8 protein-coding genes are annotated in these 18323 nt (G+C 47.4%); 1 reads left to right on the forward strand and 7 read right to left on the reverse strand.

Annotation, left to right across the window (positions count from 1 at the left end; genetic code table 11):
- Nucleotides 1–33: 33 nt before the first annotated feature.
- From JHD69_RS07800 to JHD69_RS07820, 5 genes are all read right to left on the reverse strand, one after another.
- On the reverse strand, nucleotides 34–1191 hold the full coding sequence (locus JHD69_RS07800; RefSeq protein WP_199139028.1) for a TIGR03364 family FAD-dependent oxidoreductase: 1158 nt from the start codon (nucleotides 1189–1191) through the stop codon (nucleotides 34–36).
- 157 nt (nucleotides 1192–1348) lie between these two features.
- Complete coding sequence (locus JHD69_RS07805; protein ID WP_199139030.1) at nucleotides 1349–1918, reverse strand: helix-turn-helix domain-containing protein; 570 nt, start codon at nucleotides 1916–1918, stop codon at nucleotides 1349–1351.
- A gap of 249 nt (nucleotides 1919–2167) precedes the next feature.
- Entirely contained in the window at nucleotides 2168–3070 is a 903-nt protein-coding gene (locus tag JHD69_RS07810) for a metallophosphoesterase family protein (RefSeq protein WP_199139032.1), read from the reverse strand.
- 12 nt (nucleotides 3071–3082) lie between these two features.
- Complete coding sequence (locus JHD69_RS07815) at nucleotides 3083–4879, reverse strand: RagB/SusD family nutrient uptake outer membrane protein (RefSeq protein WP_199139034.1); 1797 nt, start codon at nucleotides 4877–4879, stop codon at nucleotides 3083–3085.
- Nucleotides 4880–4890: 11 nt separating this feature from the next.
- On the reverse strand, nucleotides 4891–8070 hold the full coding sequence (locus JHD69_RS07820) for a SusC/RagA family TonB-linked outer membrane protein (protein WP_199139036.1): 3180 nt from the start codon (nucleotides 8068–8070) through the stop codon (nucleotides 4891–4893).
- A 270-nt stretch (nucleotides 8071–8340) separates the two neighbouring features.
- On the opposite strand from JHD69_RS07820, the gene JHD69_RS07825 reads away from it, so the two are divergent.
- On the forward strand, nucleotides 8341–8964 hold the full coding sequence (locus tag JHD69_RS07825; protein WP_199139038.1) for a Pr6Pr family membrane protein: 624 nt from the start codon (nucleotides 8341–8343) through the stop codon (nucleotides 8962–8964).
- A 67-nt stretch (nucleotides 8965–9031) separates the two neighbouring features.
- On the opposite strand, the gene JHD69_RS07830 is transcribed toward JHD69_RS07825, so the two are convergent.
- Nucleotides 9032–9919: a PorP/SprF family type IX secretion system membrane protein gene (locus tag JHD69_RS07830; RefSeq protein ID WP_199139041.1), complete on the reverse strand. Its 888-nt coding sequence runs from the start codon at nucleotides 9917–9919 to the stop codon at nucleotides 9032–9034.
- 23 nt (nucleotides 9920–9942) lie between these two features.
- The coding region (locus JHD69_RS07835) for an MBG domain-containing protein (protein WP_199139043.1) at nucleotides 9943–18323 on the reverse strand (8381 nt) is incomplete at its 5' end.

An 18323-nucleotide genomic window follows, 5' to 3' on the forward strand; every position in this document is an offset into this window, starting at 1 on the left:
TCTTGGTGTTGCTGAGACTTACCAATTATCAAACTAAGCCAGCATATCTTTCATACTTTGCTCGGCATAGCCTGCACTGGCCGTCATTCCTTTGCCTCCAATAGCTGTACGGATGTGTATTTTATCCTCCAAATCGAGGGTAACGATATGTTTATCGGGGTGTTGCGGATAATAGCCTGCCCAATAATGCTGGATGTTGCGTACCTCAAAATTCACAATCCGTGCGGCTTCCCGCAACATCAGTTCGTTGATGTATTGGTTAAGGTTAAAGCCCAAATCGTCTATATGGTTCACGGCTGCATATTCATGCGAATCGCCGATAATGAAGCTGCCATCACTGGCTTTTTTAAAGAGGATATGGATGCCCCACTTTTTCAGTTCTTCATAATGGGCCGGTGTTTGAATGGATTTAAACGAAGGACAATGATATTCGAAGCTTTCGTAGCGTCTGGTGGTTAATCCGGTTAGGATATTGCCTTCCAAAGCCACTTCTGGCATAGGCTGTGTTCGCATCATCTGCAATTTGCTGACCACAATGCCACTGTTGGCAAAATACTCGGGGAACAACAGCTTAAATTCATAACCATTACAGATGACCGCTTTGGCGGCCTTAAACATTTCGCCTGTGCTTAACCTGATTTCTACTCCGCCGTTTTTAGTTTCGCAAGCCACCACGGTGGCGTTGTATTGCAAGGTATAATGCTTAAAATCGGCTTTGAGGTATTGATGCAGCTTGCTGATCATTTGGTCGGGCTCTACACTCACCTCCTGTGCAAAAAATAAGCCTTCTAAAGCATAGGCAGGATTTAACGCTGGGTAGCTTTGTTGCAGTGCCGATTGCGACAACAGCTCGCAGGCATAGCCCAGCTTATCGTAATGCGCCTTTAATTCGTGGATCAGGATTTGCTCGTCTGGGTCAGAAGCGATGTATACGCTTCCGTTTTGGCGAACCGAAATATCAGCTTTAGCCTGGATGCCTTTATACAGTTCGGTACTCCTGCAACCATATTCGAACCAAACTCCTTCCATACCCGAAGGAACTACTTGCCCAAAATTTCGAACGGTTGATCCTACCGGAAAGTTATCTTTTTCAAAATGCAGTACTTTTTTGCCCGCCAGCAAGGCGTGGTAGGCATGAAAAGTCCCCAAAATGCCACCGCCCACGATGATGATATCATAAGAATTATCCATGGTGAATTATCTTTTTAAAATTACTTTTCGGAGCTAGCGCAAACGCTAGCTCTCGTTCGTTAATTGCCATTACAATTGTAAACAAAGTTTATTATTTATAAACAAAAACCAGGTTAAATTAACGTTAAGCTTTTAGGGCATGTAACATCGTATCGAACTATTCGAAGAAATAAACCACAAGCATAAGCGCCTTGGCAGTGCCCATATTTACAGGTGTATGCGAAATACGGCCGTCAAATAACATCGAATCGCCTTTTTCGAGTGTTACCTTTTTATTGGAAAACTGGTACTCTATCGTGCCTTCGATGATATATTTGAACTCAAAAGCTTCTGTCTGCACCATCGGCCTATGGGCACCTACTTCGAGTTCGAGCAATACAAAATCTATGGTAGACGACTTGATGCTCTTAGACAGGATACGTTGATAATTAAACCCTACGGCCTGCTCTTTCTCAAAAGCCTGGTATTGGTCTTTGCGCTTGACCAAGATGGGCGCATCTTTTTTGTTGAAATTGATGTCCTTAAAAAAAGTATTGAGGTCGATATCAAGATTTTTGATGATGTCTATCAGCACCATGAGGGAGGGAACGGTTCTGCTGTTTTCGATTTGGGAAATCAGCCCTTTGCTTACCGAAGCTTTATCTGCCAGCTCTTGAACAGTGATTCCTAGTGCTTTGCGTCTTTCTTTTATTTTCAGGCTAATTTGGAGGAGGGTATTCTCAGACATCTATGCTTCTTTCAATTTAAGGTTTTATCAAATTTAAAGAAAATACCCACATTTGTATAATAAAGATTATTCAGCACGACAAAGCCTCCCGAACCGAAATTCAGGAGGCTTTTATTTTTCACCGTTTAGGCATAACGGGGCATTTTCATCTTATCATTATATACGCTGAACATTTTTACCACTTAGTGCGCCTTAGTACAGTTTGCCTTAATTTTGTTCACCGCCTCAGACGCCTTAGACTATAGCAAATTAAATCTCGAACTGGTAAGGAAAATATTCGTTTTCTACCGTGCCATCGCTGTAAAGTTTGAGCAGCGCATAACCGGGTGGCGTTTCTTGGTAATAATAGGATGCTGCAGATTTGGCATCGCCTTTGCCCCACCAAAAACCGCTCATGGCTCCATTACAAAAATAGTTCACGCCATTGTACCAAGCTCTATCCAACAGATGCTGATGGCCACTTAAACAAACCTTTATTTTATCCTTATGCTTATAAAACAAGGCCTTTAGCTCTTTGTGGTCGCCATGCTGGCCACCTTCCCAGGTACCGGTTACGGTTAAAATGGGGTAATGCGACATGAGCAATACAGGAGTATTTGGTTTTAAACCTTCCAGTTCTTGATGTAGCCAGTCTGTTTGTTCCTTATCTAGCTTAATGCCGCTGTTATTACCATCGAGTATGATAAAATGCCATCCATTTTGGCTAAAGCTGTAGTAACGGTTCGGAATTTTAAGCCGTTTAACGACATAAGGAATACCGTACATCTCGTCGTTCTTATCTGGTGCCTTCCACCACGGATCGTGGTTGCCTATACAGCTGTACACCTTTGGCTTGGCACGGCCTATAAACTCGTCCCATACGGCCCACTGGTCGGTTACCTGCTGGCGCACCACATTGTCATAAGAGGCATCGTGTATCGAATCTCCTCCGTTTAATATAAAATCGAGTTGATGCTTTAGTACTTCGTCCAAGCATTTTTTTGCTCTTGCCGGCACATTGTCGTTGCCCCTGATATGAACATCGGTAATGTGTGCTATGGTAAGTGCCGGCCTTTGTTTTTCTTTGTTGGTGGCTGCCAAGCTTATACCGGTTGGCAACACCCCCAAGGCACCAATCAGGCCAGTACTTTTAAGGAAATTTCTTCTTTTCATTGTTTCATTTGGTTATTGGTCCCATCCAAATACCTGTTTCAATTTTGGATTGAGTGAGATTTGGCCAATCGGGATAGGACGATAGTAGTATTTAGGTTCAACAAAAATTCTTGGCTGATCGCGGTCGCGCGTAAAGGCAATAAAACCCGAAGTACCATTGGTGAGGTAAAAATTGGTATTGTTGCCCGAAGCATCTTTCAGGTAATACTTGCCTAAACCGGCTTTTACACTGGCCGGCAAATTGGCAATCGGCGATTCGTCTGATGGTGATGCCAAGATCGCAATATCCTCTACCCCATCGCCGGTTACATCCATCGCGCCCAACGCAGGCACATACATGCCCACCTGACTATTTTGCAACAGCATGCCCGATTTCCAGCGCATCAAATCGTCGTAACGCAGACCTTCACAAGCCAGCTCTACCCTACGTTCTCTTCTGATCTCCAACAAGACGGCTTTATTGGCCGCCGTGGCGTTGGGATACATAGCTGCCAAAGCAGGATCCTGTGCTACGCCCATATCTAAATTGGGCATATTTACGCGTTTTCGCAACAGGTTTATGGTTTTATCCAAGTCGGCCTGGGTCAGCTCGCCCAGTTCGGCTTTGGCTTCGGCATTAATCAACAATACTTCGGCCAGCCTAAAAATAGGTAAGTCGGTAAAATTAAGTTGCCATCCCTGAATTAATTCTGTAGCACGCGGATAAAACTTGATTTGGTTTAGCCCACCCAGGGTTGCCTTGATTTTGTAAGGCACTGTTGTACCTGTTTGCACAAAACCCGGATAGCCTATGGTTTCCATCATCCGTGGATCTCTGTTGGCAAACATTTGCGTAAACAGCAGGGTATTGTTAGCCGCTACAGGAGTTCCATCGGTTTTAAGGTAAGAATCGGCCAGGCTTTTGCTCAAGGCATAGGTATAGTCGAATACGGTATGCGAGTTGTTGCCTCTGCCTATTTTTTGGTCAAAATCGGCCCAGAGAATAATTTCCTTGTTGTTGGCCAAGGTATTTGAAGAAAACAGGTTTCTGTAATCTTCGCCACCTTTGCCGGTATTGTAAATGCTAAATCCGCCTTCGGTCATGATCTTGCTCGTCGCATCGGCAGCTATTTTCAAAAAGCGATTATAGTCGTTGCCTAAGCCCAATTCGTCGTGGTATTTTCTAAATGTACCTTCATGCAAGGCAAAACGGGCCAATAGCGTTAACGCGGCCCATTTGGTAATGCGGGTATTGCCTCCATTGGCCTGGATGTTATCGGCGGCAAACTGCAGGTCTTCCAGGATATGGTTTACCACATCGGCTCTTGGATCCTGGCCTTTATACAAAGCTTCATCTTCCGAGCTCAATACAGAGCCGTACCAAGGCACATTGCTGTATTTTTTAACTTTAGAAAAATAGAACCAGCCCCTAAAAAATCGAGCGATGCCGATGTAATGGTTAATTTCAGCCTGATTGCCCGTAACTGTTCCTACATGGTCTAACAGGTAATTGATGCTCCTGAGGCTACCCCAATCGCTTTTATCCCAGCCGCCATAGTTGTTCTGCGAGATGGTGCCCCGCACCAGATTATCTACTTCGCCACTGGCATTGTAGTTTGAAATGTTATCGGAATTCAGGTCGTCGTGCCCAAACTGCAGCTGCCCATAAAGTCCATTGGTATAGGTCTGTAAATCGGCAGGCGTTTTAAAGAACGAAGCCGCTGTTACATTGCTTTGCGGATCTCTTTGCAGGAAATCCTTTTCACAGCTGGTAAAGAAAGTGCCACCCAGCACCAACATGGCCATATATATTGATTGATTTAATTTCATGATTTCTGATTTTATAGCGTAAGGTTAAGCCCAAATGAATAGGTTTTTTGGAATGGATAAACATCGCCGCCCAAAGCCTCCGGATCGAGGTTGCCTTTGATATGCGAACGGTCGAGGATATTCTCGCCGCTGAAATAAATCCTCAGCCTGTTGATTCTCAATTTGCTGCTGATTGCTTTAGGAAAAGTGTAGCCAACCGTTAGGTTTTTGAGCCTTAAATAAGAAGCATCTTGCAAATATTTGGTTTGTGCCTGACCCAACTCGGTTGCATCTTCGGCAATATAGGCCTTTAAGCGCGGGAAATAAGCATTTGGTGTTTCGGTCGACCAATGGTCGAGGTTTTGAACCGTAACGTTTGTCCAAGGCTGCGCATAAACACCCCAGAAATAGATGTTGCTCGGATTGGGGTACCAGTCTTGCTTGCCCACCCCCTGAAAAAACGCCCTGAGGTCAAAGCCTTTCCAGCCCAGGTTAACATCAACACCATAGCGATAGCGGGCACTGCTATTGCCAATCCTAACCAGGTCGCCATGATCTGACAAGGTATTTTTTCCTTTATTGATTTTGTTGTCGCCATTTTGGTCCTTGAACTTCAAATCGCCCACGTAAAATTTATAGCCGGTATCATCGGCGCCTACCGCGGTTTGGTCGGCATGGCTTTTCAGTTCGGCTTCGCTCTGGAAAAAGCCTTCGGTTTCCAAGCCCCATATTTCGCCCAATTCCTTGCCTACATAATAATCGCTCAAGGTTCCGGTTGGGTTATCGTATTTGGTAATAAAGGTCCGGTTGTCGGAAAGGTTAAGGCCTACATTATAGGTTAACGGGCTACTGGCTATGTTAACTGCGTCTTTCCAACCCAGCCTCAGCTCCCAACCCTTGGTTTTTAAATTGGCGGCATTAATGGTGGGTTCGGCTGTACCGAATACACCAGGCAAGGTTTTTCCTTTGGTTAACATGCCTTTGGTGTAGCGGGTAAACTTATCAAAGTTAAGCTCGAGCCTGTTGCCAAACCAGCCCATATCAACGCCAAAGTTTACGGTCGATACCCTTTCCCAGGTAAGGCTTGGCGAAATGGCTCCCGGCGCATACACAGCAGTTGGCCTTGTTCCGTCTAAAATAGAAGCAATTTGGCCCGAGCCCATGGTGGCGATATACGAATAGGCGCCTACATCCTGGTTGCCCAGATTTCCGTAGGATGCCCTTAGCTTAAAGAGGTCGAGATGGATATTGTTGGCGAAAGTTTTGACAAATTTTTCATTGGTAAGTACCCACGAGGCCGATGCCGACGGGAAGAAGCCCCACCTGTCGCCGCTTGGAAAGCGCGAAGTACCATCGTAGCGGCCATTAAGTTCGAGGATATATTTATCGTCGTAAATATAATTGAGGCGGTAAAATAGGCCGCGCACTGCCCAATCGGTAATCGATTCGCTGGCTGTAACATCGCCCGTAGCCAACGAAATAGCGGGTAGATTATTGCTGATCAGGATTTTGCGGTTTACAGAAGTTGAGCCCGCATACCTGTATTCCTGGTTAAAACCGACCAAAGCCTGCACATCATGCTTGTTAAAGGTTTTGTGGAAATCGGCATAGACATTATAGAGGTTATTGCGGGTTTCGCCGTTGTCTACCTGCGCAAACGAGGGGTTAGAACCAACCAGCTTTGCCGCCGTATTTGGTCCGGTGTAATAGGAAACCGGAAAATCGTTGCTTTTGTTGATTTGTGCATTTCTTCTGAAAGTTGCATCGGCCTTCAGCTGCAATACGTTTTTGATGACGTTGGCGGTTGCGCTGAAAGTGGTTTGAAAATTATTGGTTCGGTACATCGAATGCCCTCCCTCTTTTAAACGGCCAATAACCGCGGCACCAGAGTTGGTATAGGTACCATCGGGATTATACACCGGATCTAGGGAAGGCTGACGGTTAACATTCCAGAAAAAATCGTTCGCAGCCACATAGGGCACCTGATAATATGACGAAACAAAAGCGGTGTTGTTTTCAACATTGAGCCAGTTGAGCACCTTTAAATCTGCCTTTGCCCTCAGGTTATAGCGGTCGTACGATTCTTTTGCGTCTTTCAAGGCGCCATCGGTACGCATATATTCGGTAGAGATATAATAATTCAGTTTTTCGGCACGCTTGCTCAAGCTAAAATTGGCGTTGTAGCTCGGCGAATTATTGTTGTAGGCTTCTTTTAGCCAATTGGTATTGCCTACGTTTTGCCAGGTGGTTGGACTTGCAGGATCGATATACACTGCAGGCAACGACAGGTCTGCCGAGCGTTTTTTAGCATAATCGAGGATGGCCCCTGTATAGAGATTGTACAAAGGATAAGCGGCATCGTGCTTATAAGTCATCACTGTAAACGGATCGGTAACAAGTTCGGGTAATCTCCCTACCGTTTTGAGGGCATAATAGCTGTTGGCACTCACATTTAGCTGATCGCCTTTGGCCGTTTTGGTGGTAATAAGGACAACCCCAAATGCAGCCCTTGCCCCGTAGATGGCTGCCGAAGCGGCATCTTTTAGTACGGTAACGCTTTCAATATCATTAGGGTTGATAAGGCTTAGTTCCGTTGAAGTATAGGGCACGTTATCCACCAATATATACGGACTGCCACCAGAAAGCGAGGTTACGCCCCTGATATTGAAACCAGGTGCATCGGTTGCCCGACCGCTACCAATTGATACATTGAGGTTGGGAATAAGGCCCTGCAAGCCTGCACCTAGGTTGGCAATAGGCCTGTTTTCGATTTCTTTGGCCGTAATGCCATCAACGGCGCCACTTAAATTGATTTTTTTCTGCTTGCCATAACCAACCACCACGAGTTCGTTAAGGGTTTGGCTGTCTTCTTTGAGCAAAACGCTGATTTCTTTTCGGCCATTGATGGCAATTTCTTGGGGCTGCGACCCGATGGAGCTTACCAAAAGTACATCGCCTGCATTGGCACTGATCTTAAAACGGCCATCGGCATCGGTAATGGCTACCACCGTAGTGCCTTTTACTTTTACCGAAGCGCCCGGAATTGGCGCACCATTTACATCGGTTACCTTCCCCGTAATCACATCGCGAACAAGAATGGCCACTTCCGTAGCCTCCTCGGCAGCAGTGGCCTGATTAGCCTGTCCTGCAAATGCCAAGGCAAATGCAAGTACAATCAAAAGCCCTTTTTGGATTGAAATATGTTCTTTCATAGTTTAATTTTTGTTTAGCTAAACTAAACTATGTTTATTAACAAAATAAGAATTAGTCGTTAACAAATAATAAATATTGTTTACAACAATTAACTTAAAATCAACCTGAAAGCTTTTGACCACATATTAAATAATTGCTACTTGCTAAGCAGATGTACCAATCATGGTGAATAACAGGCTTAACACATATTGCCAAATGGTGCTCGCCGGCACCAACTTTAACCATAGGTTGATTTTTTATCGCTAAATTTAAATCAAATCGTATTCGCTATGAGTAGACACAAACTGCTTTTGTTTATTATTGCAATCACCGCATGGGTATCACTAATTGCCCAACTGGTACTTTCTTTCGGCTACAGTACAACTGGCACCACAGAAACCCTTGTTCGGTTCTTCAGCTTTTTCACGGTACTGACCAATACCCTGGTTGCATTTTTTGCAAGCGTACAGTTTTTTTCGAAACCTCAGCAACACGGATTTTTTGCCAATGCCAATACACAAACCGCCATTACCATGTACATTACCATCGTAGGCCTGGTGTTTAACCTGGTGCTACGAAGCTTATGGAAAGAGGGTGGTCTGCAGGCCTTGCTTAACGACTTGTTGCATTCTGTTATTCCTGTATTGATGATTATTTATTGGTGGAGATATGTAGATGGCAAAAAGGCTACTTATAAAAGCATTCCTTTCTGGCTGGTCTATCCCGCAGTTTATGCCATTTATACCCTGTTAAGAGGGCCTTTTGCTACTTGGTACCCTTATCCGTTTATCAATGTCATTGAATTGGGCTATCCCGCCGTACTTCGCAACAGCGCAATATTGGTACTGGTATTTTTGTTTTTTTCGTTCTTCTTTGTATTTCTGGGCAAAAAGAAACCCGCCCAGTTAGATTAAAGTCCAAACCAATAGGCATAAAAAAAGAGCAACCTTAACGGTTGCTCTTTTTTGTTACCGGCGGGGCTTATTGGCCCGACCCCATTTTTACCCTCAGGAAAACTTCGAAGCCACCATTGGTGTAATTGTTGAGCTGCGAAGTGCTCGTGGTATACAAGCCGCTGATGAGATATTTCTTTTTGTAGTCCATCCCAAAGCCAAAAGTGGCGTTCTTGGTGCTGTGATACATCGCCGAAAGCAAGATCTGTTGGTTTACAAGGGCAAACTGTGCACCTGCATCCCAGATGTTATCGTAGCCTGAAACGGCCCTGTAAGCAACCAAAGGCTCCACAAATTCGCCATTAAGGTTAGTATTGAACGGGATTTTGTAGCTGATGGCCGAATAAAACCGGGCCACATCGGCATATTTGGTATCATCGCGCTTGAACAACTTATTCAGGTTTGGCAAGGCGGCATTAATGGTTAACCTGTTGCTGGTATAAGCCACACCAAAATCGCCATCGATATAGCTTTCACGGTCATTGTACTGGCCTACCAACACATCGTTCGGATTGCCTTTGATATCCGAATTGCTCAAACGCTGATTGGCAAAGCCCAACGAAACGCCAAAGTTCAGCTTATTGTTTTCATTGAGGGGGAGATGGTAAGCAAAGCTACCAACCACCCTGGTTTGGCGCTGAAGACCAGCCTTGTCGTTTACTACATTTAGGCCTACTCCTACCTTATTAAAACCATGATCAACGGTTATGGCTTGTGTAACCGGTGCCCCTGGAATGTTATTCCAGAGGCTACGATAGCCCAAGTTAAGATTGGTACCGTGCTCAAACCCGGCGAAGGCCGGATTGAGCTGGTAACGATTATTATAGTACTGCGACGACAATGGGTCGAGTTGTGCCTTAGCCGTTATTGATGAAGCAATAATGCCTACCAGAACTAAAATCTTATGTCTTTTCATTTTATACAATTTAGTTGTCCTAATTATTTATCCTGACGCACTATGGTGATGAAGCCTCTTTTCTTCAGCTTGCCAGGTCCGAAATCGATGATATAGAAATAAGTACCCTCGTTAAGTGGCGCACCATTTAAGGTAGCATCCCAGCTGTTATCGTAGCCTTTTTTGCTATACAATACGCGTCCTGCCTTGTCGAAGATCTTCACTTCGTTGTTCGGATACTGGTCTATGTTTTCTACCACCCACTTGTCGTTTACTCCATCGCCGTTCGGGGTCAGGATATTGGTAGCTTCAACCGCCTGGAAGTCGTCTCTTACTTCGATGGTGATGCTCTTCACATCGCTACAGCCTGTGGCGTTGGTTACGGTTACCGTATAGGTAGTGGTTACCGATGGACGAACGGTTAGACTGGCCGTATTTTGGCCACTTACTATACCATTTGCAGTTGCCCAGCTATAGCTTGCGCCGCCTACGGCAGTAAGTACCGTAGTTTCGCCCTTGCTCAACGATGTACCCTTGCTCGAGGTAATGTTTACAATTGGCAACGGATTGATGGTTAAGGTTCCATTTTGGTAAGTGAACACGTAATTGGTTGCCACACCGCCGGCAATATTGATTGGGTAGCTGTTGGCGATAGAATTGCCACTGGCCGCTGTGGTCAGCGTAGGTGCAGTGGTCAATACGCCAGCAGTTTCTCCGTTTACGAAACCGGTATAGCTTACCGTAAAGGCCGGGTTAGGCTGTCCGTAGCAACGCGCCTTGTCGTCGGCTTTGGCAGTCAGCGTTGCCTTGTTCACCGTCAGGGTACCACTTACATAGTTGAGTTGGTAGTTGGCCGAGGCATAGCCCGCAGGGGTGATTACATAGGTTCCTGCATTGATGGCGCCCTGGGCCGTGCCAGTGTAAGCCAATGTTCCGGTTAAGCTATTGGTGGCGTTGTCGGTGCCTACAAAACCGCTATAGGTTACGCCATTGCCTCCGTTAAAGGCCAGACCATTGTAGGTTTTGCTAGCATTGGTGGCAATCACATCCAAAGGTTTTTTGGTGATGGTCAAGTTGGCGCCAGTGTAAGTTAAAGCATAGTTGCTGCTTAAAGCCAAGGTATTCTGACCGATGGCATAAGTGCCTACGCTTTCGCCTGTTGCACGGCTTAATGAACCGCTAAAGCTGTCGCCGGCTACCAGAGCCGGGCTGAAAGTATAGGTAAGAGCCGGATCGGCACTGCCGTAAACCTTGCTTTTTGCATCGGCAGTTACGGTAATGGCTTTAACCCCAATTACAATATTTCCAGCTGTATAGGTAATGGCATAGTTGCTGGCCGTAAATGTACCTCCAACAGCTGCACTAGGCGTTACTTTTGCTGTATAAGTTCCTACTGCATCGTTAGCCGCAGCGCCAGTTCCGTAGGCTATGCTCACTGTACCTACTGTTTCACCGTTTTTCAATCCGCTTGAAACAAATGCGGTTGAACCGGCAGCACCTGTTAAGACATCGCCGTAGGTTTTGTTTACTTGGTTTGCCGTAATGGTTAATGGTGCCGCAGTTACTGTACTCGAAACCGTTGCTTTAGTTACATTAACAGCTCCCGCACTGGTTAACAGGATATTTCCACTATAAATGCCTACAGCGGTTGTGTTTTTCAGCCTTAGGTAAACCGGTGTACTGGAAATCATGCCCGAAGTACCTACGGTTACCGTATTGCTAAAGGTAGTGTTATCAGTACTTACTTCAAATCCTACTGGCGGTGTTACCAATATGCCAGCCGTCATGTTTACACCCGAAACTGCAAACTGAGTTGAAGCCGATGCTGTTCCGTACACAGTGTTCAGTGCACTTAGGGTACCTGTAGCGGTAATGGTTGGCACCGTAATTACGGTAAATGTATTTGTTGCACTGTATACGCTTGCATTTCCGGCTACATCAGTTGCCAATGCTTTTAAGGTATGCGTGCCATCCAATAAGGCCGTACCTAAAGTATAGCTCCAGTTGCCGCTGGCATCTACAGGGATACTTGTACTTACCGTCGTTGCGTCTAGCTGTAAAGTTACGGTAGAGCCTGCTTCGGCAGTACCGCTAATTGCAGGAAGACCCGTGTAAACAGTTGCGCCATTGGCCACGGCAACCACTACTGGAGCAATAGGTGGGGTAACATCTATGGTCCAGGTATAGCTTGCAGGAGTTGCATCTACATTGCCAGCGGCATCAATTGCCCTTACCCTAAAGGTATGGGTACCTTCAGCCAATCCGGTGTACGTTAATGGCGAAGTTGCACTTACGTAAGCTCCGGCATCAAGCTGTGCTTCGAAAGTACCTGCTTCAGTACTTGTAAAAGTGAAGGTTGCATCGATTGCATTTGTAATGGCTAGCGGATTGCTGGCAATGGTTGTATTAGGTGCTGTATTATCAACAGTTACAGCAGTTGAAGTGGCACTTGCCGCTTTGTTGCCTGCTACATCGGTAGCGGTATTGGCCGCAATGCTGATGGTAATTGTTCCATCTCCAGTAATTCCGTTAAGCGTTACGGTTCTGGCTAAGCCGGTGCCACTTACGGTAGCTGTTCCTGTTGCGGTTCCTGTTGTAATCAAAGCGACATCGCTATTGGTTAATGAAACCGTACCATCAGAATAGGTCAAAGCAAAAGTTACCGGACCGTTTCTGGTCAATGCGACTGATGGACTACCAATGGTTAGCGTTGGCGCGGTTTGATCAATGGTATATACCTGTCCGCTTGTAAAGCCAGCGCTTGTAGGATTTCCAGCCATGTCGGCTACGCCTGTAGCACTTACTTTAAGATCAAGGCGCAAGGTTCCGTCGCCGGCAATCGTATTCACATTAATGGTATAAACCGTGGTACTTACAGGGGTAACACTTGCTACCGCAGCCGATAAGGTACCAGTGGTTGTTAAAGCAAATGCATTAGCGGTTACACCGGTAACTGGTTCAGAGAAAGTTACGGTATAATCAACATTTGTGGCATTGCTTGGGGTTGTACCTACGCGGTTAATCGAAACCACAGTTGGCGCAATACCATCGATAACGATATTTTTGTTTGCGCCAAGAGAACCCGCCGCGCCAGGCGCAGGCAAAGTTAGCGTAGCATTGTTATTCAAGGCGTCTTTAATTGTTCCGCCTGCCAAAGTAAGTGATGTGGTAGAGGCATAATCCAAGTCGGCCGTTTGGTTACCTGATGCTACCGTATAATTGAATACTAAAGAAGAAGTTCCGGAGCCCGAATTGTACAATGCGTTGGCACCTGTATTCAAGGCCAACTGAGGTGTTCCAGTTACGGTTACAGGCATATGGAAATTAACCTGAACAGCTATTACATCGCCTATTTTATAGGTACCATTAGCCGTGCTGGCCGTTACGCCTGCAACACCCGCTGGCTGGGTAATGGTAAAGCTGCGCGTAATACTGCAGCCATTTGCATCAGTTATCGTTACTGTGTAGTTTCCTGCAACTAAGCCCGTAGCTGTAGCAGCGGTTCCGCCACTTGGAGCCCATGAATAGCTATAAGCTGGTGTTCCGCCAGATACCGATACAGTAGCCGAACCATTGGCGGCTCCAAATGCAGTTGCATCTGTTTGGCTTTGTGTTGCCGTTAGTGCCGTTGGCTGCGTAAGGGTAAAGCTTTTGGTCAATGTACAACCATTGTTATCGGTAATGGTTACCGAGTAGGTTCCAATGGCCAAGCCTGTAATAGCCGATGTAGTAGCTCCTGTGGTCCATAAATAGGTATAAGGGGCCGTACCACCAACTGGGCTTACACTAGCTACACCTGTTGAACTGCCATTGCAGGCAATATTGGTCTGACTGGTCGTAGCCGCCAATACGCTTGGCTGGGCAATGGTAAACGATTGAGTGGTTTGACAAAGATTGGCATCTTTAACCGTTACCGTATAGGTTCCGGCAGCAAGCCCAGTGGCCGTTGCACCTGTGCCTCCGCTTGGCGACCACGAATAGGTATATGGTCCGGTTCCGCCGACAACATTAACTGTGGCCGAACCATTTGAACCGCCATTGCATGAAACATTGATTTGCGATCCAGCCGAAGCCACTAAAGCTGCTGGCTGGGCAATGGTAAACGATTGAGTGGTTTGACAAAGATTGGCATCTTTAACCGTTACCGTATAGGTTCCGGCAGCAAGCCCAGTGGCCGTTGCACCTGTGCCTCCGCTTGGCGACCACGAATAGGTATATGGTCCGGTTCCGCCGACAACATTAACTGTGGCCGAACCATTTGAACCGCCATTGCATGAAACATTGATTTGCGATCCAGCCGAAGCCACTAAAGCTGTTGGCTGCGTAATATTAAAAATTTGGGTTTTTGTACAAGCATTGGCATCGGTTACGGTTACCGTATAAGTTCCGGCAGCCAAGCCAGTGGCCGTTGCACCCGTGCCTCCGCTTGGCGACCACGAATAGGTATAACCTGGTGTTCCTCCCGTAACGCTAACCGTAGCTGAGCCATTAGCACCTCCATTACATGAAACATTGATTTGCGCACCAGGCGAAACCGCCAATGCGGTAGGTTGGCTAATGCTGAAATTTTTAGTTAAAGTACAGTTATTGGCATCCGTAATGGTTACCGAATAGCTTCCAGCTAAGAGGCCAGTTACGGCAGAAGTTGTAGCTCCGGTTGACCATAGATAAGTATACGGGGCCGTTCCACCGCTTGGACTTACACTTGCCATACCCGTTGCACTGCCATTGCAGGCAACATTGGTTTGGGTAGTAGTTGATGCCAATACCGTAGGCTGTCCGATGGTAAAGGTACGGGTGGCCTGACAAGCGTTCGCATCGGTCACCGTTACCGTATAAGTTCCGGCAGCCAGGCCAGTAGCCGTTGCCGCAGTGCCACCGCTAGGTGCCCATGAATAGGTATAGCCTGGCGTACCGCCGGTTGGCGATACCGTAGCCGTTCCGTTAGATCCGCCGTTGCAGCTCACATCGGTTTTGCCTCCTGTGGCCAAAGATAAGGCCGTAGGCTGGGTGATGGTAAAAGATTTTGTACCTGTACAACCATTGGCATCGGTTACTGTTACCGTATAGGTTCCGGCAGCCAGGCCAGTAGCCGTTGCCGCAGTGCCACCGCTAGGTGCCCAAGAATAAGTATAAGGCGCCGTGCCCCCTGTTGGCGAAACTGTCGCCGTTCCGTTAGATCCGCCATTGCAGCTCACGTCGGTTTTGCTACCTGCTGTTGTATTTAAAGCTGTTGGTTGAATAATGGTAAAGCTACGGGTAGCCGTACAAGCATTGGCATCGGTCACCGTTACCGTATAGGTTCCTGGAGCCAGGCCTGTTGCTGTGGCCGCCGTGCCGCCACTAGGTGCCCAAGAGTAGGTATACGCTGGCGTGCCACCGGTTGGCGAAACTGTTGCCGTTCCGTTAGATCCACCATTGCAGCTCACATCGGTTTTGCCTCCTGTGGCCAAAGATAAGGCCGTAGGCTGGGTGATGGTAAAAGATTTTGTACCTGTACAACCATTGGCATCGGTTACTGTTACCGTGTAGGTTCCGGCAGCCAGGCCAGTAGCCGTTGCCGCGGTGCCACCGCTAGGTGCCCATGAATAGGTATAGCCAGGCGTGCCACCGGTTGGCGAAACTGTCGCTGTTCCGTTAGATCCACCATTGCAGCTCACGTCGGTTTTGCTACCTGCTGTCGTATTTAAAGCCGTGGGTTGCGTAATGGTAAAACTACGCGTAGCTGTACAGCCATTCGCATCGGTCACCGTTACCGTATAGGTTCCTGCAACTAAGCCAGTAGCCGTTGCCGCCGTGCCACCACTAGGTGCCCAAGAGTAGGTATATGCTGGCGTACCACCGGTTGGCGAAACTGTCGCCGTTCCGTTCGTACCACCATTGCAGCTCACATCGGTTTTGCTGCCTGTGGTTAGAGACAATGGTGCACTAGGTTGCGTAATTGTGGCGTTTACCGTACCCGTACAACCATTGGCGTCGGTTATCATTACTGAATAGGTGCCCGCAACAAGGCTGGTCCGGTCTTCGGTGGTAACACCCCCTACCCAGCTAAAGGTATATGGAGGTACTCCTCCAGTTGGTGTGAGGTTGATTGCACCGGTATTGCCGCCAAAACAGGCTATGTTGGTGACTACGGTAGTGCCCGAAACAGGCGCTGTTGGTTGTGTTACCGTAGCATTTACCGTACCCGTGCAGCCATTGGCATCGGTTATCATTACCGTATAGGTACCAGCAACAAGGCTGGTCCGGTCTTCGGTGGTAACACCCCCTACCCAGCTAAAGGTATATGGAGGTACTCCCCCGGTTGGCGTTAGGTTAATTGCACCGGTATTGCCGCCAAAGCAGGCTATATTGGTGACTACAGTAGTACCGGAAACAGGCGCAGTTGGCTGTGTTACCGTAATACCAGATATCGTTTTGGTACAGCCATTGGCATCGGTTATTATTACTGAATAGGTGCCCGCAACAAGGTTGGTGCGGTCTTCGGTAGTAATACCCCCTCCCCAGTTAAAGGTATACGGAGCAAGCCCGCCGGTTGGGGTCAGGTTGATTGCACCGGTATTGCCGCCAAAGCAGGCTATGTTGGTCACTACAGTACTGGCGGAAATGGCCACAGGCTGAGTGATGGTGAAAGATTTTGTACCTGTACAACCATTGGCATCGGTTACCGTTACCGTATAGGTTCCAACCGACAAGCCGGTTGCCGTGGCTGCCGTGCCCCCGCTTGGAGCCCACGAATACGTATAGCCGGGCGTACCGCCAGTTGGCGATACCGTAGCCGTTCCGTTTGATCCACCAAAGCAGCTCACGTCGGTTTTGCTGCCAGTGGCTACATTTAAAGCCGTTGGCTGGGTAATGGTAAAGCTTTTAGTCGCCTGGCAGTTGTTGGCATCGGTTACCGTTACCGTATAAGTACCTGGTGCTAAGCCGGTGGCTGTTGCAGCCGTACCGCCACTAGGTGCCCACGAGTAGGTATAGCTTGGCGTACCGCCGGTTGGCGATACCGTAGCCGTTCCGTTCGATCCACCAAAGCAGCTCACATCGGTTTTGCTACCTGCGGCTACATTTAAAGCCGTTGGCTGGGTAATGGTAAAGCTTTTAGTCGCCTGGCAGTTGTTGGCATCGGTTACCGTTACGGTATAGGTGCCAACGGCCAAACCAGTTGCCGTGGCGGCCGTACCGCCGCTTGGTGCCCACGAGTAGGTATAGCCTGGCGTACCGCCGGTTGGCGATACCGTAGCTGTTCCGTTAGATCCACCAAAGCAGCTCACATCGGTTTTGCTGCCAGCGGCTACATTTAAAGCCGGTGGCTGGGTAATGGTAAAGCTTTTAGTCGCCTGGCAGTTGTTGGCGTCGGTTACCGTTACCGTGTAAACGCCAACGCTTAAGCCGGTTGCCGTGGCTGCCGTGCCCCCGCTTGGAGCCCACGAATACGTGTAGCCGGGCGTACCGCCAGTTGGCGATACCGTAGCCGTTCCGTTAGATCCGCCGTTGCAGCTCACATCGGTTTTACTGCCTGTACTTACATTTAGCGCAGCTGCAGGTTGATTGATGGTAATAGTTTTTGTAATCTGACAACCAATGTTATCTGTAATGGTAACGGTGTAGGTTCCAGCAGCGAGGCCAGTAGCAATACTAGCTGTACCTCCACTAGGTGACCAGGAATAAGTATAAGGAGCTACCCCTCCAGTTGGAGAAACGGCCGCAGAGCCTGTGTTGGTGCCGTAGCACAATACATCATTTTTAGCGGTTGAACTTGTGATGTTGCTCACCGATAATGTTGCAGAGTTAGAGTTGGTACTACCGCCAACATTGCCAGCTACGCAACGGTACTGGTAACCATTCATTCCTGCACTCGCCCCAATAATTGTTAGGCTGCTGGTTGTAGCATTACTATACACACCGCCATTGTTGATATTGGTAAATCCGCTACCCGTATTTACCTGCCATTGATAACTTGTAGCACCTGTGGCTGTAATCGGAAAGGTCGTATTGCCATTTACACATATAGACCTATTGGGCGGATTTGAATTAATAACTGGTAAAGAGCTAACGTCCCATTTAAATGCATCTAAAGCAAAATATTCAAAAGAGCCTGTAGTTGTAAAGGTCAATTTATCTATGTTTACTGAAGTATTATTTGAGCCTCCATAAGTCGTAAGGTCTATGAATGTATAACCGTTGTTAACACCAACATTGGTATTGAAGCCAGTGCTGGAGGTTGCAGTAAACTGGGTAACTCCATTTAAGCTTCCGGTTATTGTTAATGAACCCGTGTTATAAGACAAATTTGCACGGGATATAAAAACCCAAAAGCTTTTAGCCTGAAATGCTGAGGCACTAGCTATGCTCTGTCTCTTATACACATCTAAAAAGGGGGGGGGGGGGGGGGGGGGGGGGGGGGGGGGGGGGGGGGGGGGGGGGG

This window comes from Pedobacter sp. ASV12, assembly GCF_016429155.1.
Classification (GTDB): domain Bacteria; phylum Bacteroidota; class Bacteroidia; order Sphingobacteriales; family Sphingobacteriaceae; genus Pedobacter.